18 protein-coding genes are annotated in these 20,493 nt (G+C 62.3%); 6 read left to right on the forward strand and 12 right to left on the reverse strand.

Annotated features, from left to right (window positions below):
* Positions 1 to 6 precede the first annotated feature (6 nt).
* The 4 genes from HWY37_RS08735 (at position 7) to HWY37_RS08750 (ending at position 5,344) form a co-directional block, all read left to right on the forward strand.
* Complete coding sequence (locus HWY37_RS08735; RefSeq protein WP_176088391.1) at positions 7 to 1,713, forward strand: ATP-dependent nuclease; 1,707 nt, start codon at positions 7 to 9, stop codon at positions 1,711 to 1,713.
* Positions 1,706 to 3,145: a DEAD/DEAH box helicase family protein gene (locus HWY37_RS08740; protein ID WP_176088392.1), complete on the forward strand. Its 1,440-nt coding sequence runs from the start codon at positions 1,706 to 1,708 to the stop codon at positions 3,143 to 3,145. The genes HWY37_RS08735 and HWY37_RS08740 overlap by 8 nt, the downstream gene beginning before the upstream one ends.
* A gap of 336 nt (positions 3,146 to 3,481) precedes the next feature.
* On the forward strand, positions 3,482 to 4,153 hold the full coding sequence (locus tag HWY37_RS08745; protein ID WP_176088393.1) for an HNH endonuclease: 672 nt from the start codon (positions 3,482 to 3,484) through the stop codon (positions 4,151 to 4,153).
* Between the two features lie 270 nt (positions 4,154 to 4,423).
* A complete protein-coding gene (locus HWY37_RS08750; protein WP_176088394.1) occupies positions 4,424 to 5,344 on the forward strand; it encodes a phospholipase D family protein in 921 nt (306 codons plus the stop codon).
* Positions 5,345 to 5,517: 173 nt separating this feature from the next.
* On the opposite strand, the gene HWY37_RS08755 is transcribed toward HWY37_RS08750, so the two are convergent.
* The 3 genes from HWY37_RS08755 to HWY37_RS08765 all read right to left on the reverse strand — a co-directional run bounded on the left by HWY37_RS08755 (position 5,518) and on the right by HWY37_RS08765 (position 8,380).
* Positions 5,518 to 5,817 (reverse strand): hypothetical protein, encoded by a 300-nt coding sequence (locus HWY37_RS08755; RefSeq protein ID WP_176088395.1) that lies wholly within the window; start codon positions 5,815 to 5,817, stop codon positions 5,518 to 5,520.
* 1,020 nt (positions 5,818 to 6,837) lie between these two features.
* A complete protein-coding gene (locus HWY37_RS08760) occupies positions 6,838 to 7,413 on the reverse strand; it encodes a hypothetical protein (protein ID WP_176088396.1) in 576 nt (191 codons plus the stop codon).
* Positions 7,414 to 7,519: 106 nt separating this feature from the next.
* A complete protein-coding gene (locus tag HWY37_RS08765; protein ID WP_176088397.1) occupies positions 7,520 to 8,380 on the reverse strand; it encodes a class I SAM-dependent methyltransferase in 861 nt (286 codons plus the stop codon).
* A 221-nt stretch (positions 8,381 to 8,601) separates the two neighbouring features.
* Between HWY37_RS08765 and HWY37_RS08770 the strand changes: the two genes are divergently transcribed.
* Positions 8,602 to 9,006, forward strand: coding sequence for a VOC family protein (locus tag HWY37_RS08770; protein ID WP_175208034.1), 405 nt, complete (start codon positions 8,602 to 8,604; stop codon positions 9,004 to 9,006).
* Between the two features lie 36 nt (positions 9,007 to 9,042).
* Positions 9,043 to 9,672, forward strand: coding sequence for a LysE family translocator (locus HWY37_RS08775; protein ID WP_176088398.1), 630 nt, complete (start codon positions 9,043 to 9,045; stop codon positions 9,670 to 9,672).
* 124 nt (positions 9,673 to 9,796) lie between these two features.
* Here HWY37_RS08775 and HWY37_RS08780 read toward each other — a convergent pair whose 3' ends face one another.
* The 9 genes from HWY37_RS08780 to HWY37_RS08820 all read right to left on the reverse strand — a co-directional run bounded on the left by HWY37_RS08780 (position 9,797) and on the right by HWY37_RS08820 (position 20,264).
* On the reverse strand, positions 9,797 to 10,966 hold the full coding sequence (locus HWY37_RS08780) for a CMD domain protein (protein ID WP_175208032.1): 1,170 nt from the start codon (positions 10,964 to 10,966) through the stop codon (positions 9,797 to 9,799).
* A gap of 18 nt (positions 10,967 to 10,984) precedes the next feature.
* On the reverse strand, positions 10,985 to 12,280 hold the full coding sequence (locus HWY37_RS08785) for an acyl-CoA thioesterase/bile acid-CoA:amino acid N-acyltransferase family protein (RefSeq protein ID WP_176088399.1): 1,296 nt from the start codon (positions 12,278 to 12,280) through the stop codon (positions 10,985 to 10,987).
* A 3-nt stretch (positions 12,281 to 12,283) separates the two neighbouring features.
* Entirely contained in the window at positions 12,284 to 13,855 is a 1,572-nt protein-coding gene (locus HWY37_RS08790; RefSeq protein ID WP_176088400.1) for an ABC transporter substrate-binding protein, read from the reverse strand.
* Positions 13,856 to 13,921: 66 nt separating this feature from the next.
* Positions 13,922 to 14,935 (reverse strand): ABC transporter ATP-binding protein, encoded by a 1,014-nt coding sequence (locus HWY37_RS08795; protein ID WP_176088401.1) that lies wholly within the window; start codon positions 14,933 to 14,935, stop codon positions 13,922 to 13,924.
* A complete protein-coding gene (locus tag HWY37_RS08800; RefSeq protein WP_176088402.1) occupies positions 14,932 to 15,939 on the reverse strand; it encodes an ABC transporter ATP-binding protein in 1,008 nt (335 codons plus the stop codon). The genes HWY37_RS08795 and HWY37_RS08800 overlap by 4 nt, the downstream gene beginning before the upstream one ends.
* Positions 15,936 to 16,853: an ABC transporter permease gene (locus HWY37_RS08805; RefSeq protein WP_176088403.1), complete on the reverse strand. Its 918-nt coding sequence runs from the start codon at positions 16,851 to 16,853 to the stop codon at positions 15,936 to 15,938. The genes HWY37_RS08800 and HWY37_RS08805 overlap by 4 nt, the downstream gene beginning before the upstream one ends.
* Entirely contained in the window at positions 16,850 to 17,824 is a 975-nt protein-coding gene (locus tag HWY37_RS08810; RefSeq protein WP_175208026.1) for an ABC transporter permease, read from the reverse strand. The genes HWY37_RS08805 and HWY37_RS08810 overlap by 4 nt, the downstream gene beginning before the upstream one ends.
* Positions 17,821 to 19,290 (reverse strand): flavin-containing monooxygenase, encoded by a 1,470-nt coding sequence (locus HWY37_RS08815; RefSeq protein ID WP_176088404.1) that lies wholly within the window; start codon positions 19,288 to 19,290, stop codon positions 17,821 to 17,823. The genes HWY37_RS08810 and HWY37_RS08815 overlap by 4 nt, the downstream gene beginning before the upstream one ends.
* Positions 19,287 to 20,264 carry a LysR family transcriptional regulator gene (locus HWY37_RS08820; protein ID WP_175208024.1) on the reverse strand — a complete coding sequence of 326 codons (978 nt, stop codon included), beginning with the start codon at positions 20,262 to 20,264 and terminating at the stop codon, positions 19,287 to 19,289. Before HWY37_RS08820 ends, HWY37_RS08815 begins: the two co-directional genes overlap by 4 nt.
* Positions 20,265 to 20,493 lie beyond the last annotated feature (229 nt).

Below are 20,493 nucleotides of genomic sequence, written 5' to 3' on the forward strand. Positions count from 1 at the left end.
GCTTAGGTGAAAATTCGAAAAATAAAAATCAGTAATTTTCGTGGAGTGAAAGAGCTCAACTGGGATCTTCCAAAAAGCGACATCTTCTGCTTGATTGGCAAGGGCGATTCTTCCAAATCCACAATCTTGGAGGCCATCAGATACGCCTTCCATCCTCAGTGGAATCTGAGCCTCAGCGACTCCGACTTTCACCAGTGTAAGGTTGCGGATTCAATCGTCATTGAAGTCACCATTGGCGAACTGGCCGAAGAATTTTGCTCACTGGACAAGTACGGCCATCAACTCCGAGGCTGGGATGCAGAAGCCCTCGAACTCACCGACGAACCAGAAGACCATCTTGAGAGTGTCTTGACTGTGCGGCTTACGGTCGACAAGAATCTTGAGCCCAAGTGGGTGGTGATCTGCGATCGCCATCCTGATGGTGTTCCGATGAAGCAGGGGGACAGGAACAAAGTCAGCGTGGGCCTTATTGGTGCCTATAGCGAAACGCAACTTTCATGGGCTGCGGGCACTGCATTGGCGAAGCTCACCGAGGCGCAAAGCCTCAACGAGCTACTGGCAAACGCCTCCAGAACGGCCAGAGCCTCATTGGACGCTGATCGGCCAGTTTCCCTTAAGAACTTTGATGCTGCGGCCGAGAAGTCGCAAGACATTGCGAAGCTGTTGGGTGTCCCTGTACGGGAGGCCTACAAGGCCCACCTTGACCTCGCCTCTATCAATCTGAAGGTGGGTGGCTTGGCCCTTCATGACGGTGACATGCCTCTTCGCCAGTTGGGACTTGGGTCACGGCGAATGCTGCTATGTGGCATTCAGAAGATGGGGCTGGAAGAGGGGCACATCACATTGTTTGACGAGGTGGAGTTTGGCTTGGAGCCGCACCGAATCACCCGATTGATTAAGCATATCCGTGAGGATAAACGAGGCCAGTACTTCCTTACCACACACTCTCCCACAGTCCTACGAGAACTTACCGTCAAAGAGCTATACGTTGTGCATAGCAAAGACGGGGTGGTGCAGATCATTTCGGCGGCCAAGGAAGGGCTTGAACAGCTTGAGGTGCAGGGGAAAATTCGCTCCAGCACCGAAGCATTTCTGGCGAAGAAGGTTGTGGTCTGTGAGGGAGCTACCGAAGTCGGGTTCGTGAGAGGCTTTGACGATCACCAAGTCTGCAAGGGGAAAGACCCGCTGTCGTATCATGGCGCAGCTCTGCTGGACGCCAGAGGCGCCAGCAAGATCAAGGATCTGGCGAGGGCATTCAGATCGCTCGGCTACGATGTTTCAGTGCTTGCTGATGCAGACGCTGAAGATCAGTTCTCGGCCCCTGAAGCAGAGGAACTCAGGAGGCTTGGCGTCCCCGTGCATGTGTGGAGCGACAAACTGTCCTTGGAGGAGCGGGCGTTCCTGGATCTACCCTGGGCCAGTGTGTTGGTCAGCTTGAAGCTTGCGCAGAATGAGCTGGGTTACCCAGTTCATGACCAGGTGCGCTCGAGGTTTCAGGAAGCACTCGATCAAGATTTTGACAAGTGGCCCGAAAGCGCGAAGTTGCGGACCACGATCGGTGTCGCAGCGAAGAAGGGCGGTTGGTTCAAGGACACCACGAGAGGTGATCAGTGGTTCAAGGCTGTGAGTCCTGCATTCACCGACGCAGAATTTCTGGAGAAGGACTTGGCTGTCAAACTGGAGACGCTTTGGACTTGGGCCGAGCATGTCTGAGGAGCTAGCGCTTAAACTCAACGAGTTCCCTACCAAGGGGTATGTGATTGCGCCTGCCGGTTACGGCAAGACGCACCTTATTGCCATGGCAGTCAAAGCTGCCACCAAGCGGCAACTTATCTTGACCCATACCTTCGCGGGCGTGAATTCCATCAAAACCAAGATGACGGGACTTGGCGTACCTTCCTACAAGTACCAAATTGACACGATTGCGAGCTGGTCCCTGCGGCTCTGTCTGGCCTATCCGAAGACTTCTGGATGGAAGGTGGAGCATCCCACCAGCAAGCAGTGGAACAAGCTTTATGAATGTTGTTCACGATTGCTAGGGAAGCAGTTCGTTCGCCGCGTTGTCGCTGCCACCTACGCAGGCGTCTATGTGGACGAGTACCAGGACTGCTCCGTTCTGCAGCATTCCCTTGTTTGTGCCTTCGGTGAGTTTCTGCCCTGCCGAATCTTGGGCGATCCTATGCAGGCCATCTTTGACTTTGGTGGCGACGAAGGCAAGCCCGTCGACTGGGCTCTAAATGTCTATCCAACCTTTGCGTGTCTCGGTCAACTGGAGACGCCGTGGCGCTGGAGGATGGCTGGCGATCCGAAGCTTGGGGATTGGCTCAAGAAGGCAAGGGACACACTGGAACAGGGCCAGAAAATTGATCTTTTGAATGCTCTGCCTAGGTGTGTGAAACGGGTTTACACGGCCCCCGAATACCTTTCGTCAAAGCAGTACTCTTCGCTTATGGACATGCTGGATCATCAGGACAGTGTTATTGCCCTGCATGGCGGCGATCAGGAGTCCAAAAACAAGACCCATCTCTTGGCCCGAACTTTGGGTGGGCGGTTTTCTTCCATCGAAGAAGTTGAAGGCAAAGAACTTCATTCGTTCGTCAAGAAATTTGTTGCGGCCAAGACGACCAAGGCGGGCTTCCTCCTGGCGGTGGACTTTGCTAAGAAATGCTTCACCGGCGTTGCTAAGGCTCTGACTGCCGGTACTCGAAAGGGTGAGGTAGCGAAGCAAAGCAAAGCGACCAAGTATCCGTTGGTCCTGCACGCTGCGAACGCCTATCTGAACAGTCCGACAAGTGCTCACTTGAAAGCCTTCTTCTTGGCGTTGAAGGTCAACCCCGAGACATCTGCCTACCGTCGTGATCTGTTGTATCGCTTCCTAAACGTGTTGAAGATTCACATTGACGGGACAGGAGCGAATCTGACGGAGGCCGCGAACCTCTATCAGCGCGACATGAGGCACACGGGACGGCCAATTGGTCACCGCAAGCTCATTGGCACAACGCTACTAGTGAAGGGGTTGGAGTACGACCATGCAATCATCCTTGATGCAGATGCATTGGATGCCAGGGATTTGTATGTCGCAATGACCCGTGGGTCCAAGTCTTTGACCATAATTGGCGCGCAGCGGCACCTGCCAGCAAGATAAGGGTCCGTTTGGTCCTCCCGCACGAGGAATGGTGTCAGACTGAGCTGATCCGGATTTCTCGGACAGTTTGGTTAAGGCCCGGAGGCCTCGACCTGGACAGGGGTTCGATAACCTAGCCCTTGGTGGATTCGCTGGCGGCTATATAAGACCTCAATGTAGTTAAAGATTAGAAAATGGTGTCAGGCTACAATTTAGTGAGTTAAATTGTAGCCTGACACTTTTTCTTAGGGGCGTCGAAAATAAAGGTGTCAGACTACAATTTCGGCGATGAAAATTCTAGTTTGATAATTTAATTTTTTTCGTTCCCGTTCAGCCATTTTTTAGACAGGTACGTTCATGGCTTACGCCTTTGATCTCCGACAGGTTTGTGGGGGCTATGCTTACTTCAGTACGTTCACTCATGGGGATTTATCCCCTGATGATAGATACGAAATCAGAGTGCCATCCGAAGTGAACGTGGATCGCTTCTCAACAGCGCTAGAGGAACTTGGGCAGTCATTTCAATTCATCGACTCCGAAGATTCCTACAGAATTTGGATCTACTCGCAGGGGTGGGCAGTGGTAGCACCTGCCTTTGCAAGATCTCGCATGCAGAATTGGTTAAAACAACATAAATGCATCAGTACTGCTTTGGGAGCTTTTACGGATATCGAAATTGCCGCGCCAAGTGTCATGAAAAGGAGCTTTCGAGGTGTTGCAAAGAAAAAAATATTAGATAGAGATGGCGGTCGTTGCCTGGAATGCGGAAGCCAAAATGCACTGACTCTTCAGCATGTAATTCCTTTTTCGGCCGGAGGAGAGACGAGCAGCCGGAACATGGTAACTCTATGCGAAGAATGCAATCAAAGCTATCGTGACGAGATTAATCCTGAGCTATGTCGCCTAGCAGGATTGCATTACGGATATGAACCGTCATTAATCAAGTTGGCACCTGACCGGCAGACAGCGCTACGTCGTGCCGTATATTTCTCGAACAATCTCATGCATACCCGATGTGATTTATGGTGAACAACATGACTAAATTGGTGCTTGCGAAGAGGATGCTGTAGTTCACCTGTCTCGGCGTCGATCGACTGCTTCGGGTCGATAGCGCACCTTCATCAGCGCCGGCTTCCGGCCAACAGCAGACAGTCCTCGGATGTGGAAATTCTTTGGTTAGCCTAAGCAGACGCAAGTGGCTGCTGCCAGATGAGAATTTAGAATCAATCTGTCAAGCGAACAGTCTTAGTCTATGATTTTTCGTCCATTTTTAGTTGAGTACCCCATTTCGGAGTATGCATGTTCATCGGTGCCGCCAATGCCATTCTTCGTGCGATTGCGCGTCTCAGCGCGGCGCAAAGTCCCGGGCGACCTATTGGGTTAGCAGTAGCTTTCTGGGGCGAAGGCGCAGAGGGCCTCATTCGAATAGATCGGCACTACAGGGTTGTATGCAATCTCAAGACGGGCGGAACAAATCCCAAGGTAGTTAGGGAGCTTCTTCGACGGCCAAACGCGGAGGTTCGACACCTTCCCAATCTCCACGCGAAGGTTTCCGTGTTCGAGCACGGAGCTATTGTCTCATCAGCAAATTTTTCTAAAAATGGGCTCTGGCTTGACGGCGATTCAAGTGGCGGTTGGGATGAGGCCGCTTACGAGTTCTCCGATCACGACAAAGGATTCGCCGAGGTCGAGCTTTGGTTTGAAGCACTTTTTTCCAGAAGTCTGCTCATCTCAGAAGAGGATTTACTTGAGGCAGAGGCTGCGTGGGCTGCTCGAGTGCCATTTGCACCGATGGTCACCGTGTCTTCGGAGGTCCGCGACGCTGAAGCTGCGGGACTGCGAGCCGTGGAGCTTACCGAAGACGACCTGTTCGAGCGATTCCTCAAACCTAGAAATCGATTCCGTATGGCGGCACCGTGGTTGATTCAAGTCTTCTCGAAGATCGAGGAAGTGAACAATAGCAGCCGATATGTGCCCGCGTATGTAGCAAACATGATTTGGACTCAGTCTGGGAAGCCGATTGCCAGCAATATTCCGGAGCACCGCACGCTGCGGCAGCCGAGCGAGGTATGGAGCTTAGCTGTCGCGAAGAGCAAGAAACATGGCCCGAGAATTCATGCGCTCTTGCGGGCGGTGATCCACGACGAGATCACCCCGCCTGCCGTGAGATACTGGGCCGAAGAATGTGCGCAGGTAATATCCAACCCTTCGTTACAGTGAACTGCGTTCGGCACCCTCTGAGCCCAAATGTTGGTGTTGCGAGGCTGCCTTTCGACGAGACCAGTAACTGACCGCTTGGGGTCGTAAGCTGACCCTCCCCCTTGCATCTGACGCGCTGGCTGTGCTATCGCCAGTCAGCATCATGTCAATGCTGACTCCGTCAGACAAATCTCTCAATGAATCGGTTTTGCTCCGTCGGTGAATCTGAATTCATCAAGAGCAGATTCAACAAGATCTGTGATGTGATCGCAGAGACTTTCAATGCCGCCCAGCAAGTTGGATACAACCCAAGGATCGAGCTGCTGGTTACCGGCCGTCTCCGAGTCATTTGCTCCATTGCCAACAATTCGGCTAATTGCCCAAATTCCCTGGCAAGCCCGCTCCATCTTCCGCAGGTCTGAAAACCGAACTACGCCATGCTCGGGATCATCCGGCGTCGCCCAGCGGTCAAGTGTGTAGGGGTGATCATTCATTACTGCCTCCTGTTGAGTAAGGAGCCCGCGTCCCGCTGTCAATCGGGGTGGGCGGGCACAAGGCCGGGTTGACAGACCGGTAACAGGAGCAACCGGCGCACGCGAGCGTGCCCCAGCCTAGGCCCGCCCATAGCAGGGACGTGCGTCGGCCGACGGACGTAAAAATGCCGCTATTGCGGCGGCTGTCCGCTCCTGTTAACTCCGGCTGTCAATCCGGACGATCGTTGGTGCGATCGCAGGGCAAGTATAGGCGGAACGGATCATGGCAGTAATGCGACTAGTGGCATTTTCGTCTCTTTCGAGCTCCCGCGTATGCGGCGGATGTCTCCAGATTTCGATCGGAGGATCGGTTAGCGCCTGGGCATTGTCTTTACGCAGCATCGAAACCACTTCCGCCAGGCTGCGGGGTACGGAGACGATGTACTTGGTCTTCTTTTCCAACGCGAAGTGAGTTGTTTCGTCGGGGAAGTGTTGCAGGCGTGTTGGTCAGTGACGACGTCAACCGTGACGGGCAAGTAGTCCGACGTGCTCGAACCGGCCATGAACAGATTCAGGAAGCGCCTGCCGGAAAAGTCCCATTCGCTTGGCTAGTGCCCCCGATGATTTCATCGGTTGTTCGCGGGTTTCGATGCAGTAGATGCCGAAGCCTTTCGTGAGTTCCTGGGGCGTTCCTTGCAGAACGGTTCGTACGCAGGGTGAAGCCCAGGTAAGACTTGCTCGTCCGGTCGTCATCTTCGATCCCGTACACTACCCGGGTAACCAGGGAGCGATATGTCGATTCAATCACTAAGCCGATACAGCATTGTCTTGTTTCTCGTTGCGCTAAGTTCAGGTTGTTCTTCCATAGGCAACGAATGTCGCTGGAACCGCAGCAGCTGCATGTATGACGGCAAGTACGAGCCGGGCGAGGAAGATTACGCGGAAGCTGAGGCGAAGCGTCTGAACAAGGACTCGACTGATCGGTTGCGCCGAAGCTCTGGCAATTGATCGACGGATCGAGCTTTCTAAGCTCGTGAGGTCCTAGCCAGAGACCTGCCAGTCGCGAAACTGCTTGAACAAGCGAAACCCCACATAAGTTTCGCTCCTGAGCCAGCGCCGCCGGTAGTAGCAATCCCAGTAGCTGGTCATGCGTTGTTGCGCCAGATCCAGAAAGGCCGGATTGTCCCGAAGAACCGTTCCGTAGGTGCGCTTGTCCAGCAAGGGCAAGCACGCCTCGATGTCCTGCAGGATTTCGACGACGTATTCACTGCAGAGCTGCACCACGAACGGCACAACCCAAGGCTCGGATGCCCCAGCCAGCCGCTCAATTTGGCGCTGGCGTACGTGGCCGTCATGATGGCGTGACTGTATGCACGCGTAGATCAGTGCCTGGGGTTCGTCCAGCTTGGAGGACAAGGAGTCGCTGCCCTCATGCTGAACGCGATAGGGCAGTGCCAAGGGCTCGTCCTGCACAATGACGGACAAACCGCGGCCGCTCATGACCGAGGGGCAGATCTCCTCGGTGATATGTGCTGCTTCAGCGCGCAGTCGCGCGGGGAAGGCTGCTGTTAGCAGCGCTGTCTGCTCTGGAGCGGCCTTGCGCGGACGAGAGGACATGTGGGGAAGGTTGCTTGAATGGTGTTTACCGTGTCATGCGGTGCGTCTGGCGGAAGACCACGGCACGCACGGATGCTGACGCTGCGGCATGAAGCAGGAGAGGTGCTTACGCCGCCGCCTCCGCAGGTTTCGGCACAAAGAACCGATCCTTCAACTCCTGCAGCCCAATCCTATCCAGCATCTCCGTCAACCGCTCAGCCGCCTTCCTGCGCGGCAAATCCTTGTGCTGCGCAATGATGAGTTCGTTCTTCATCGAATGCTCCCATCCCACCAGCTCAGTCACGCTGACCTGATACCCGTGCGCCTCCAGCTGCAGGCACCGCAGCACATTCGTGATCTGGCTCCCGAACTCCCGCGTATGCAGCGGATGCCGCCAAATCTCAGCCAGCGGATCAGCCAGCGCCTTGGCCTTGTTCTTGCGCAGAACCGACGCCACTTCCGCCTGGCAGCAGGGCACGACGACGATGTACTTGGCCTTCTTCTCCAAGGCGAAGTGGATCGCGTCGTCGGTGGCGGTGTTGCAGGCGTGCAGGGCGGTGACCACATCGATCGTGGCGGGCAGTTTGTCCGACGTGATGGAATCGGCGACCGACAGGTTCAGGAACGACATCCCGCCAAATCCCAGCCGCTTGGCCAGTTCTTCCGACGACTTCACCAGTTCTTCGCGGGTTTCGATGCCGTAGATGTGGGAACCGTTCTTCAGCGCCTCGGGTTGTTCCTTGAAGAACAGGTCGTACAGGATGAAGCCCAGGTACGACTTGCCCGCGCCGTGGTCGGCGAGGGTGACGGCGCCGCGTTGTTGTTGGACGTCTTTGAGCAGCGGTTCGATGAACTGGAACAGGTGGTAGACCTGTTTGAGCTTGCGGCGGCTGTCCTGGTTCATCTTGCCGTCGCGGGTCAGGATGTGCAGGGCCTTGAGCAGTTCGATCGACTGGCCGGGGCGGATGTCGTGGGTTTTGTCGGACATGGGGTAAGGCAATGCGCCCCGCGATGGGCGGGGCGCATAAGAAGGCGGAAAGCGTCAGTTTAACGAAAACGCGGCCGGCCCTGGCGGAACGGGAGTGGACTGAGCCTCTTCTAGTGATCCGCATGATTTGGCATGCGAGTAACATGCCCGATGCGATTGGAGCAGGTCATGCATTTCTGAAAGCGCCCGGCCGCCAGGGCGGGCGCAGGGAGAGTCATCAAATGTTCAGCCACATCACTGTCGGGACGCGGGATCTTGAACGCGCGGGCCGTTTTTATGACGCGGTGCTGCTTCCGCTCGGACTGAAGCGTCGCGTAGTCGCGCCGGATGGAGGCCCTGAAGCGCTTTGCTGGGTGACGGGGCAAGCGCTGCTGCCGCGCTTCTACGTCTACATGCCCTACGACGGCGAGCCGGCGACGGTGGGTAATGGCAGCATGGTGGCTTTTCTGGCGCCTACGCAGGAAGCCGTGAGCACGGCCCATGCGGGCGGTCTGGCGCAGGGCGGTACGGACGAAGGTGCGCCGGGGATGCGTCCTCATTACGGCGACGGCTACTTTGGCGCGTATCTGCGCGATCCCGACGGCAACAAGGTCCATATAGTCCATCGCGGGGACCTCCCGCTGTAACGCTGGATATGTCCTGGCATCCCTGGAGAAACGCAAATGCTCGTGAGTCAGCTCGCTCTTGTGTATGGCACCTATCTGATTGCCACCGCCAGTCCCGGACCCAGCAATATGGCGATCATGGCAACGGCGATGCGTGACGGCCGTGTGCCGGCGCTTGCATTGGCGGCGGGCGTCATTACTGGCTCGTTGTTCTGGGCGACGCTGGCTGCGACTGGCATTTCCGCCGTGCTGGCGGCTTCCGCGCAGGCGCTTTACATCATGAAGATGGTGGGGGGCGTCTATCTGCTCTATCTGGCGTTCCGCACCGGCAGGTCGGCGCTGAGGCCGGGTGCGGCCTTTGTGAATGTGAAAACGGGCCGTGCGACGCCGCGCTATCGGGTGCTCTACCGCCAGGGCGTGCTCATGCATATCGGCAATCCGAAGGCGGTGCTGGCCTGGATGGCGATCATGTCCTTGGGGCTGGGGGAGAGCGCGTCGGACGGCACCTTGCCCGCGATCATCGGCGGTTGCGCGTTGCTCGGCGTCATGGTGTTCGGCGGTTATGCCATCGCGTTCTCGACCGCGCCGATGATTGCGCTGTACGCCAGGCTGCGGCGCTGGATCGAAGGGACGGTGGCCGTGGTGTTTGGCATTGCAGGTGTCAAGCTGCTGACCTGGCAACGTTGATGGGGCGGCTAGTCATCGGCGGCCAGCGTCGGCGATGACTAGCCTCAGCCCAAGCAAGCCCCAGCCCAAGCAAGCGTCCGGCCCAAGCAAGCGTCCGGCACGCAATCGGCCGAACGCCGCAGGATCAAGCCTTCGGAAAAACCGGCTCGCCTAGATTCAGCATCAAGCGATTCGCCCAGGCAAAGATCGCATCCGAATGCAGCAGATCCAGGATCTCGCCTTCATTCAAGCCCGCATCCTTCAAAGCCTGGATGCTGTCCGCATTCACCGCGGCAGGCGCTTCGGTGATCTGGATCGAGAACTTGCCGATAGCCAGTTCCCGCGCCGTGGTGCCGGCAGTAGCGGGATCCTCGAACACCTGCGCAATAACTTCATTGCGCTTGGCCAGCTGCTCGAAGCGCTGGGCATGCACAGACGCGCAGTACACGCAGCCGTTGATACGCGACACATAGGTCGAGCCCAGTTCACGCTCTGCACGCGACAGCCCGCCCGGTGCATACATGATGGCGTTGAACGCCGTGGAGCGCTGGCGCAGGATTTCCGGCTGATGCACCAGGAACAGGTAGTAGTCCGAGACCTTGGCCTTGGGGTGGCTTTCTTCCAGGACGGCGACTTGCTCGGGCGTGGCGGTTTCGACGTTGACGACGTCGAGCCAGGCCTTCCATTCCAGCGATTCGTTGGTGAAGCCGTGGGCCTTGATGACCGCGCCGGGCGCGGTGGCGGCGGTGTTGGCGGGGAAGGGTGCGGGCGGCACGCTGGCGGCGCGCGCGGGGCCGGCTTCCAGGGCCTTCATGGCTTCCAGGCCGGCGACTAGGCGGACCTGGTAGGACAGGAAGGCGACGAGCTGGGACAGCGTGACCACGGCGGGCGTGGAGACGCCGGCGGCCGGCAGAGTCTTGAGGGCGGCTTCGTCGCCTTCGACGGGCTTCTCGATCAGCTTGCGCGTGAATTCCAGGATGGCGGCCAGGCGCGGGGTGGCGGCGTCGGACGGCTTGCCGGATTCGGCGGTGGCGATGTCGGCCGGCGCGGCGCCGGCGTCGGCCACGCGCTTGCGGTAGTGCGCGGCCAGCAGCGGCGACGGGGTGATGCGGGTGGCGTACAGCGCGACCAGCAGGCGTTCGGCCAGGGACAGGCCGGGCAGCGCGGGGTCGAAGAGGGCGTCGTAGCTGCCCTGAGTGGCGGCGGCGACCTTCTCGCGGAAGTGGCGCACTTCGTAGGTCTTGGCGCCCGGGGCCAGGCCGATCAGGCGGTCGACGAGGTCGTCCGTGACGTTGTAGACGATGGGTTCAGCCATGCGTATCTCCTTGATGCTTTACTTGGCGGCGCGCGCTTGGACCGCGGCGTCCAGGAACCGCTTCACGCCTTCCCAGGATTCCTGGTCGGCGCGCGCGTTGTCCTTGGGGTTGCCGCCGCTGGTGCTGATCTTGCCGGACACGGGGTGGGCGTAGACGTGCTGAGTGGTGGGCACGTAGGGGAACAGGATGGAGTGCCCGCCGTTCTCGTAGTCCAGCCACTCGACCGGGTAGGGGTGCTTAACCTCGGTCAGCTTGTCCCGCACCATCTTCGAGTACAGGCTGGACGGCCAGGAGCCGTCGTCGGTGCCGGACAGCAGCATGACGGGACCCTGGATGTCCTCGACCTTGATGCGGGCGCGGGCCACGGCATCGGGGTCCTGCAGCGCGGTGAGGATGGCGCGTTCATGGCGGTGCGGCGCGGGGCCTTCGTCGAAGGGCGCCCAGGTGGCGGTGCGGTTGTTTTCCCAGACGTGGGGGATGGGCTTGCCGCCCAGGAGCCACGTGGGGCCTTCGCGGCCGATCTTGGGGTCGCAGGCGTTCTGGCCGCTGTGGACCACGGCGCCGGGCACGTAGGCGACCACGGCCGAGACTTCCTCGGGGAAGGTGGCGCCCAACAGCAGCACCAGTTCGCCGCCGCGCGACTGGCCGCTGATGGCGACGAAGTCGTGCTTGGGCTGCACTTTCTTGCGCAGCCAGCGCAGGCCGGTCTGGAAGTACTCCAGCGGGGTGTTGGAGATGTAGTCCGACAGGCCCGGCGCCTTGAAGTAGGCCAGCGCGAAGGCGGCGTAGCCGCGGGACGCATACAGCGCCGCGCGCGGTTCGTTGATGCCGCCGCCGGAGCCGTTGAGGATCATGACGGCGGGGAACGGGCCGGGGCCGGGCGGCAGGTACAGCGTGCCGACCAGGCCTTCCTCGCGCACGTCCTGGCGCGTCACGCCTTCGGCGGCCAGGCGCTGGGTGAAGCTGGCCTGGGCCTGCGAGCCCGCGGCGCGCGCCACCACGTCGGTGACCAGTGCCTCGGTCACCGGGTGGTTGAATTGCTCGCGGCTGGGCGAGTCCACGGGGGACTGCGACCAGATCAGGCCCATGGGCGCCACGCCGGCGTAGTCGCCGGACACGGGCGCGTCGCGGCCCAGGTCCACCGTGCCGTCCGCGCCCGCCACGAAGGCGGCCTGGCTTTGCCAGAGCACGCCGTTGCGGCGGGTCAGGGCGGTGATCTCCACCGTCTGGCCGGGCGCCACGTGTTCGACCCGGATCTGGCGCGGCACGTCGATCAGGTCGTCGGCCGGGGTGATGGTGAGGGTGGGCGTCATGGCTTACTTGCCCGTGTCTTTGGTGACCATCATGGCGGCGGTGCGGTCGCTGGTCATGGGGGTGACCTTCAGGCCCTTCTTGGCGGCCCAGATGTTCTTGTAGTGGAACAGCGGGATGATGCCGACGTCGTCGGACACGATCTTGACGGAGTCGCGCAGGATGGCTTCACGCTTGGCCACGTCGAATTCCGAGGTGGATTGCTCCAGCGCGGCGTCGACCTTGGGGTTGCTGTAGCGGCCCCAGTTGGACGCGCCCAGGCCCTTCTTGGCGTCGGCGGTGGCCAGGATGTTGACCAGCGCGTAGCTGCCTTCGCCGGTGCCGTTGCCCCAGGCCAGCATGCTGACCGCGAATTCGTTCTTGTTGGCGCGGCCCGAGTACACGGCCCACGGCACGACTTCCACCTGGGTCTTGACGCCGACGCGGGTCCAGAACTGCGCCACGGCCTGGGCCGTTTCCGGGCCTTGCGGGTAGCGGTCGTTGGGCACGTGCATGGTCAGCTTGAAGCCGTCGGGGAAGCCGGCTTCGGCCAGCAGCTTCTTGGCCTGGGCGACGTCGTTGGGGATGTCCTTGACGTCGGGGTTGTAGCCGATGGTGCCCTTGGGCATCCACTGGTTGGCTTCGGTGGCGGCGCCTTGCAGGATGCGGTCGGCGATGGCCTTGCGGTTGATGGCCAGGTTCAGCGCCTGGCGCACGCGCACGTCCAGCAGCGGGTTTTTGTCCAGCGGCTTGCCGTTGTTGTCGGTGATGTACTGGTTGGGCGCGGGGTTGAAGCTGGGCTGCAGGATCATGACGCGCAGGCCGTCGTAGGGGTAGACGGAGACGTTGGGGGCCTTTTGCAGCTTGGCCAGGTCGGACACCGAGACCTTGTCGATCACGTCCACGTCGCCCGCCAAGAGCGCGGCGGTGCGGGCGGCGGCGTTGTTGATGTAGCGGTAGTTGACCTTGTCCCAGATCTGCTTGTCGCCCCAGTAGGCGTCGTTGCGTTCCATGATGACGCGGTCGCCGGGGGTGTAGGACACGAACTTGTAGGGGCCGGTGCCAATCATGGCCTTGCCCGAGTTGTAGTCCTCGGTGGTGGACTTTTCGCCGACGTGCTTGCTGACCACGTGCACCGAGGCCAGGTTCAGCGGCAGGTCGGGGTTGGGGGCCTTGGTCTTGACGATGAGCGTCAGCGGGTCCTTGGCGGTCATCGTGTCGATGGTGCGCAGGTAGCCGGCATAGGTGGCGACGCTGCCCGGCACGGCGCGCGCGCGGGTGTAGGAGTAGATCAGGTCGTCGGCGGTGAAGGGCGTGCCGTCCTGCCACTTGACGCCTTCGCGCAGCTTGAATTCCCAGGTTTTGTCGTCCAGCGGCTTCCAGCTGACGGCCAGGCCGGGCTGCAGCTTGTTCCACTTGTTCTCGATCAGCAGGTCCCAGAAGTGCAGGGCCACCGAGCGGTCGCCGGCGTGGTTGTTCAGCTGCGGGTCCAGGGACGACAGCGGGTCGGCGAAGCCGATGGACAGGTCGTCGGCGCTGGCGGCGGCGGAGGCGCCGAGGATGGCGGCGGTCAGGGTGGTGAGAATCAGGCGTTTCATGTTCGGAGTCCTTGGTACAGGGGGAACTGGCGGTTAATTCGGAAGGCCGCCGCGCGGCGGCCGGGTTCACGCCATGTCGTTCAGGTGACAGGCGCTCAGGTGGTTGATGGCGATTCCCTTCAGCGTGGGAACCTCGGTCTTGCAGCGCGGCATCGCATGCGGGCAGCGCGGATGGAAATGGCAGCCTCCCGGGGGATTCAGCGGGCTGGGGATCTCGCCCTTGATCGCGGTAAAGGTCTTGTGGCGCGACTTCAGGCTGGGGATCTCGGCCAGCAGGGCTTGCGTGTACGGGTGGTTGGGATGGCGGAAGACTTCTTCCACCGTCGCCGTTTCCACCACGCGGCCCAGGTACATGATCACGACGCGGTCGGACAGGTGCTCGACCACGCCCAGGTCATGGCTGATGAAGAGATAGGTCAGCCCCAGGTCTTCGCGCAGGTCCATGAAAAGGTTCAGGATCTGCGCCTGGATCGACACGTCCAGCGCGGCCACGGCCTCGTCGCACACCAGCATTGTGGGCTGCACGGCGAGCGCGCGGGCGATGCCGATGCGCTGGCGCTGGCCGCCGCTGAACTGGTGCGGATAGCGCTGGCGCAGCGCCGGGTCCAGGCCGGCGCGTTCCAGCTGGGCGCTGACGTAGTCGTCGAAGTCGCCGTTGCCGACCAGGCCGTGGATGCGGGCCGCTTCGCCCACGATCTCGTCCACGCGCAGGCGCGGGTTGAGGCTGGCGTAGGGGTCCTGGAAGATCATCTGCACTTGCAGGCGCGCGGCATGGGCCTGGGCCGAGTTCATGTCGGCCGGACGTACGCCGTTGATGCGGATCTCGCCGCCGGAGGGCGTGAGCAGGCCCGCGGCGATGCGGCCCAGCGTGGACTTGCCGCAGCCGGACTCGCCGACCAGGCCGACCACTTCGCCGGGGTTGACGATCAGGTCCACGTTGTCGACGGCGCGAGTCACGGCGGGCGGCTTGGACAGGCCCAGGCGCTGCATGGCGCGCGTCGCCGGGCCGGCGGGGCGTTCGCCGAAACGCTTGCTGACTTGGCTGAGATCAATCAGCGGGGTAGGGGCAGTCGTGCTCATGCCATCGCCTCGCTGGTCTGGATCGTGGGGTGGAAGCAGCGCACTTTGTGTTCGGGCAAGGCCTGGGTGATGCCGGGCTGCTGGCCGCAGGCGGCGGTGGCGCGCGAGCAGCGCGCCGCGAAGGCACAGCCCGCGGGCAGGTTGAGCAGGTTGGGCGTCATGCCGGGAATCTGGCGCAGGCGCTGGCCGCGCTGGTTGTTGCTGGGCAGGCTGTCGATCAGGCCCACGGTGTAGGGATGCTGCGGACGGTCCAGCACGTCGTCGACGGTGCCGTGTTCGACGATGCGGCCGGCGTACATCACCGCCACGTCGTCGGCCAGGCCGGCCACCACGGACAGGTCATGGGTGATCCAGATCAGGCTGGTGCCGTGCTGCTGCGCGAGCTTCTGCACTTCGGACAGAATCTGCGCCTGGATGGTGACGTCCAGCGCGGTGGTGGGTTCATCGGCGATGATCAGGTCGGGCCGGTGCAGCATGGCAATCGCAATGGCCACGCGCTGGCGCATGCCGCCGGACAGCTGATGCGGATAGGCCAGCAGCCGCTCTTCGGGGCTGGGGATGCCCATCATGCCCAGGGTGTCGCGCGACAGGGCGCGGGCTTGTGCCGCGCTCATCTTGTTGTGGGCGCGCACGGTCTCGATCATTTGCGCGTCCACCCGCAGCACGGGGTTCAGCGTCATCATCGGGTCCTGGAAGATCATGGCGATGCGGTTGCCCTGCAGCTTGCGCAGCTCGCGGGGCGCCAGCTTGGTCAGATCGCGGCCCTGGAACAGCACCTCGCCGCCGACGATGCGGCCGGGAGCGTCGACCAGGCCCATGATGGAGAAGCCCGTCACGGACTTGCCCGAGCCGGACTCGCCGACCAGGCCCAGGATCTTGCCGCGTTCCAGCGTGAAGGAAACGTCGTCCACGGCGGGCAGCACGCCCGCGCGGGTATGGAAGTGGGTGCGCAGGTTGCGCACCTCCAGCGTCGGCGCGCCGGCAGTATGGCGGTCGGCGCTCATTTGTGGGTCCTCGGGTTCAGCACGTCGCGCAGGCGGTCGCCCACCAGGTTGATCGCCACGATGGTGATCAGGAGCGCGATGCCGGGATAGAAGCTGATCCAGTACTCGCCGGACAGCATGGTCTGGAAGCCGTTGGAAATCAGCAGCCCCAGTGACGGCTCGGTGACGGGCACGCCCAGGCCCAGGAAGCTGAGTGTGGCTTCCAGCGTGATGGCGCGCGCGATCTGCAAGGTGCCGATGACGATCAGCGGCGGTAGGCAGTTGGGCAGGATGTGCTTCAACATGATGCGCCAGTTGGGGATGTCCAGGCAGCGGGCGGCCTCCACGTATTCGCGGCGGCGCTCGACCAGGGCCTGGCCGCGCGCGGTGCGGGCGTAGTAGGCCCATTCCAGGATCACCAGCGTCAGCACCACGTTGCCCACGCCCTTGCCCAGATAGGCCAGGATCATCATGGCCACCAGGATGGACGGGAACGACAGGATCAGGTCCACCAGGCGCATGATCAGCGCGTCGACCTTGCCGCCGGCGTAGGCGGCCAAGAGGCCCAGCAGCGTGCCGACGATGCCGGCGATGAGCGCCGAGCCCACGCCCACCACCAGGCTGATGCGCAGGCCATACAGAATGCCCGAGAGCAGGTCGCGGCCCTGGCCGTCGGTGCCCAGCCAGTAATGGAAGGTGTCCAGCCCGTTCATGCTGCCCGGCGGCAGGCGCGCGTCCAGCACGTCGATCTGCAGCAGGTCATAGGGGTTCTGCGGCGCGATCCAGGGCGCAAGGGCGGCGGCCAGGATCAGCAGCGTGGCGACGACCAGGCCCAGCACCGCCGTCTTCGACGACATGAACTCGGCCAGGTTGCGCCGCCACGGCGATTCGCGGCGCAGCGCGGGGGTAGGGTTCGGGGTAGATACGGCGCTCATGCCGAGGCCTCCAGCCGCACCCGCGGGTCCAGCACTTTATAAAGAATGTCCACGATCAGGTTCAGGGTCACGAACAGGCACACCACCACGATCAGGTAGGCCACGATGACGGGGCGGTCCAGCGCGTTCAGGCTGTCCAGGATCAGCTTGCCGGCGCCGGGCCAGGCGAAGATGCTTTCCGTGACCACGGCGAAGGCGATGGTGGAGCCCAGCTCCAGGCCCAGCACCGTCACCAGCGGAATCATGGTGTTGCGCAGCACGTGCACACAGACCACGCGCATGGGCGACAGGCCCTTGGCGCGCGCGAACTTCACGAAGTCCAGCGGCAGCACGTCGCGCACGCCGGCGCGGGTCAGGCGAATCACCAGCGAGATCTTGAACAGCGACAGGTTGAACGCCGGCAGGATCAGGTGGCGCCAGCCGTCGGCCGTCAGCCAGGACCACTGGAAGCCCAGGAACTCCACCGTCTCGCCGCGGCCGCTGGCCGGCAGCCAGCCCAGCGACACGCTGAAGGTCATGATCAGCATCAGCGCGATCCAGAACGTCGGCAGCGAGAAGCCGACGATGCTGCCCGCCATGATCATCTTGGAGAAGCGGCTGTCGGGATACAGGCCGGCGTAGAGGCCCAGCGGCAGACCCACCACCACGGCCAGCATCATCGCGGCGATGGCCAGTTCGAAGGTGGCCGGCAGGCGCTGGATCACCAGCTCGATTGCGGGGATGTTGTAGACGAAGCTGTTGCCCAGATTGCCGTGCAGGGCGCCGTTCAGGAACCCCAGATACTGTTCCCACAGCGGCTTGTCGAAGCCCAGCTCGGCGATGATGCGGGCGCGGTCCACCTGGTCCACGTCCTGGCCGATCAGGATGTCCACCGGATTGCCGATGGCGTGCAGGCCCACGAAGACGATCAGCGTCATCAGGAAGACCACCACCGCGGCTTGCGCGATGCGGCGCAGCAACCAGCCTGTCATCGCGCGGTCTCCGATTGCGGGGTCGGCGTCGGGGCTGGTACCCATTCATCGCCGAACACTTCCGGCTCGCAGAACGCTTCCATATTGGCGTAGTGCGTCTCCACGTCCTCGCGGTAGAACAGGCCGGCGATGCCTTGCGCCAGGCGCTTGGCGCCTTCGCTGATGGCCGGGATGTCGCCCGAGATCGTGCCCTGCGTCAGGGCCGCGGGGTAGGAGAAGCAATGCACGCGGTCCAGACCGGGGCAGGCGCCCGGGGTCTTTTCCTGCAATTCGAACACCGCGCCCAGGTCGGGCGAGTCATGCAGCTCCTGGTCCTCTTCGCCGGCCGGCGGCACATAGCGGTCGCCCCAGGCGCGCACGTGCGGCGCCAGCGCGGCGAACTCCGGACGCACGGTCCAGTCGATGCGGAAACCCGTGGAGAAGATCAGGAAGTCCAGCACGAACACGCCCTTGGGCGTGGTGACGTGGATCTCGTCGCCGACCAGCGCCAGGTCCTGCACGCCAGCGCCCAGGTTGAAGCGGGCGTTGGGGTGGCGCGAGACGCGCAGCGTGCTGCCGCGCGGCGGCGGCACCTGGGCGGCGTTGATGTAGTGGCGGATCTTCCACTTCCATTCGTCGGGCAAGGTCAGGTGGCCGTGGGTCAGGCCGGGATTGCCCGCGCCCTTGCCCTTGTTGACGCGGGGAATGTCGTTGCGGCGGATCAGCAGGTCGACGCTGGCGGCGCCGGCTTCCAGCGCGGTGGCCGCGCTGTCCATGGCCGACGCGCCCGCGCCCACCACGCCCACGCGCTTGCCGGCCAGGGTGTTGTAGTCCATCACGTCGGACGAGTGCGCCCAGCGGTTGCGCGGCAGCTTCTTCGCAAAATCAGGCACATAGGCGCCGCCCAGGCCGTCGCGGCCGGTGGCCAGCACCACGCGGCGCGCCAGCACCGTGCTGCGTCCGGCGGGGGATTCGATGTCCAGCTGTACCAGCTGGTCGGCGCGCGGCAGCACGGCCAGGACGCGGTGCTCGTTACGCAGGTCCAGGTCCAGCGCGCGGCGGTACCAGCGCAGGTAGTCCATCCATTGCAGGCGCGGAATCTTGTCCAGTGCTTCCCAGGCCTCGGAACCGAACTGGGCTTCGAACCAGGCGCGGAAGGTCAGCGCCGGCAGGCCCAGCGCGGGGCCGGTCAGCTGCTTGGGCGAACGCAGGGTTTCCATGCGGGCGGTGGTGGCCCAGGGGCCTTCATAGCCTTCCGGCGCCTGGTCGAAGATCGGGGCGTTGATGCCCAGGTGCTTGAGCGAGGCGGCGGCGGCCAGGCCGGCCATGCCGCCGCCGATGACGGCCACGTCCAGCACCGGCTGGCCGTCGACGAGGCGCGGCGTGACCCAGTTCTTGGCGGGGATTTCCAGCCAGGACAGGTCTTGCCGCAGGCGCGCTTCCAGCGCGGCGAGGCCTTGCGGCGGGGTGGCTACAGGCTGATTCATATAGCAGGTGATTCCGTAAGAGGGGCGTCGTCGCCGTAGATCGACTGCAGGAGCGCCGAATGTTCGGCGGCGTCGTGCAGGGCGAAGCCGGGCAGCAGGGCCGCGGCGGCTTGGGCGAGCGCGTCGACCATGGCCTGGCAGGCTGGCGTCGGCGTTTGCGACTGCGGGGTGATGACCCCGAAGAAAAAGGGGATGTCCAGGTCGATGGGCCGGATCGCCACGCCCGGCATGGGGGCGCCGTAGGCGGTGATCGGTTCCAGCACCGACACGCCCAGTCCGGCGCGCACGGCGGCCAAGGCGTTGACGGACGAATTGGTTTCCATGGTGCCCAGCGCCTGGGCGTTCTGCGCCAGCGCGGCGTCCAGGCGGCGGCGCAGCCGGTAGGGGTTGGCCATGGTGATCAGGCGGCGTCCGGCCAGCGCGGCCACCGGCACCACCGCCTGCTGCGCCAGCGGATCGTTTTCCGGCAGCGCGACCACACAGGGCGCTTGCCCGATCCAGTGCACCGTCAGGCCGCGATGTTCCAGCGGCAGGCTGGTCGCGCCCAGTTGGGCGGCGCCCGACAGCACGGCGTGCACCACGCGTTCGGGTGAGGCGCTGCGCAGCTGGATACGCGCGGCGCCGACCCGGTCCTCGATGCGCTTGAGCGCGTCGGGCACCAGGCCTGCCGCCAGGGCGGAAGTGGCGGCCATCAGCAGCGGCTGGGCCTGGCCGCGGGCGATTTCATCGGCGCGGCTGCGGATCTGCTGCAGGCCCGCCAGCGCGCGTTCGACATCGTCATACAGCAGGAAGCCTTGCTCGGTCGGCGTCACGCGCGGACCGCTGCGAGCAAACAAGGGATAGCCGATCTCGGCTTCGAGTTCCTGCAACAACCGGCTGATCGCCGGCTGGGAGCGTCCCAACAGCCGGCCGGCAGCAGTGACGCTGCCCGTGGACATGACGGCCGCGAAGGCCTCGAGTTGACGAAGTTCCATCTGATTTGATCTATGCCAAGGACGAATTCTTGCCCGGCAAGTATGCGCTTTGCAAATAATTAAAGAGCATAAGTAAATTCCCTGATGGGGTTTTCCTCAGGGAATTTCATAACTGGTAGTTATTTCAAGGGCTTGCGGGAATCCGTCCGCCTTCCTGGCTCCCGGCAAGAGAAAGCCCGCTTGCGGCGGCAGCGGGCTTTTGGCTGGTCAAACGGGCGGGCGCGGTGGG

Source organism: Achromobacter anxifer, from assembly GCF_903652925.1.
Taxonomy (GTDB): Bacteria; Pseudomonadota; Gammaproteobacteria; order Burkholderiales; family Burkholderiaceae_B; genus Achromobacter; species Achromobacter anxifer.

Excerpts from the sequence above, each read along its gene's own strand:
- HWY37_RS08740 (WP_176088392.1), top strand. The coding sequence starts at position 1,706 with ATGTCTGAGGAGCTAGCGCTTAAACTCAACGAGTTCCCTACCAAGGGG.
- HWY37_RS08745 (WP_176088393.1), top strand. The coding sequence starts at position 3,482 with ATGGCTTACGCCTTTGATCTCCGACAGGTTTGTGGGGGCTATGCTTAC.
- HWY37_RS08750 (WP_176088394.1), top strand. The coding sequence starts at position 4,424 with ATGTTCATCGGTGCCGCCAATGCCATTCTTCGTGCGATTGCGCGTCTC.
- HWY37_RS08755 (WP_176088395.1), bottom strand. The coding sequence starts at position 5,817 with ATGAATGATCACCCCTACACACTTGACCGCTGGGCGACGCCGGATGAT.
- HWY37_RS08760 (WP_176088396.1), bottom strand. The coding sequence starts at position 7,413 with ATGTCCTCTCGTCCGCGCAAGGCCGCTCCAGAGCAGACAGCGCTGCTA.
- HWY37_RS08765 (WP_176088397.1), bottom strand. The coding sequence starts at position 8,380 with ATGTCCGACAAAACCCACGACATCCGCCCCGGCCAGTCGATCGAACTG.
- HWY37_RS08770 (WP_175208034.1), top strand. The coding sequence starts at position 8,602 with ATGTTCAGCCACATCACTGTCGGGACGCGGGATCTTGAACGCGCGGGC.
- HWY37_RS08775 (WP_176088398.1), top strand. The coding sequence starts at position 9,043 with ATGCTCGTGAGTCAGCTCGCTCTTGTGTATGGCACCTATCTGATTGCC.
- HWY37_RS08780 (WP_175208032.1), bottom strand. The coding sequence starts at position 10,966 with ATGGCTGAACCCATCGTCTACAACGTCACGGACGACCTCGTCGACCGC.
- HWY37_RS08785 (WP_176088399.1), bottom strand. The coding sequence starts at position 12,280 with ATGACGCCCACCCTCACCATCACCCCGGCCGACGACCTGATCGACGTG.
- HWY37_RS08790 (WP_176088400.1), bottom strand. The coding sequence starts at position 13,855 with ATGAAACGCCTGATTCTCACCACCCTGACCGCCGCCATCCTCGGCGCC.
- HWY37_RS08795 (WP_176088401.1), bottom strand. The coding sequence starts at position 14,935 with ATGAGCACGACTGCCCCTACCCCGCTGATTGATCTCAGCCAAGTCAGC.
- HWY37_RS08800 (WP_176088402.1), bottom strand. The coding sequence starts at position 15,939 with ATGAGCGCCGACCGCCATACTGCCGGCGCGCCGACGCTGGAGGTGCGC.
- HWY37_RS08805 (WP_176088403.1), bottom strand. The coding sequence starts at position 16,853 with ATGAGCGCCGTATCTACCCCGAACCCTACCCCCGCGCTGCGCCGCGAA.
- HWY37_RS08810 (WP_175208026.1), bottom strand. The coding sequence starts at position 17,824 with ATGACAGGCTGGTTGCTGCGCCGCATCGCGCAAGCCGCGGTGGTGGTC.
- HWY37_RS08815 (WP_176088404.1), bottom strand. The coding sequence starts at position 19,290 with ATGAATCAGCCTGTAGCCACCCCGCCGCAAGGCCTCGCCGCGCTGGAA.
- HWY37_RS08820 (WP_175208024.1), bottom strand. The coding sequence starts at position 20,264 with ATGGAACTTCGTCAACTCGAGGCCTTCGCGGCCGTCATGTCCACGGGC.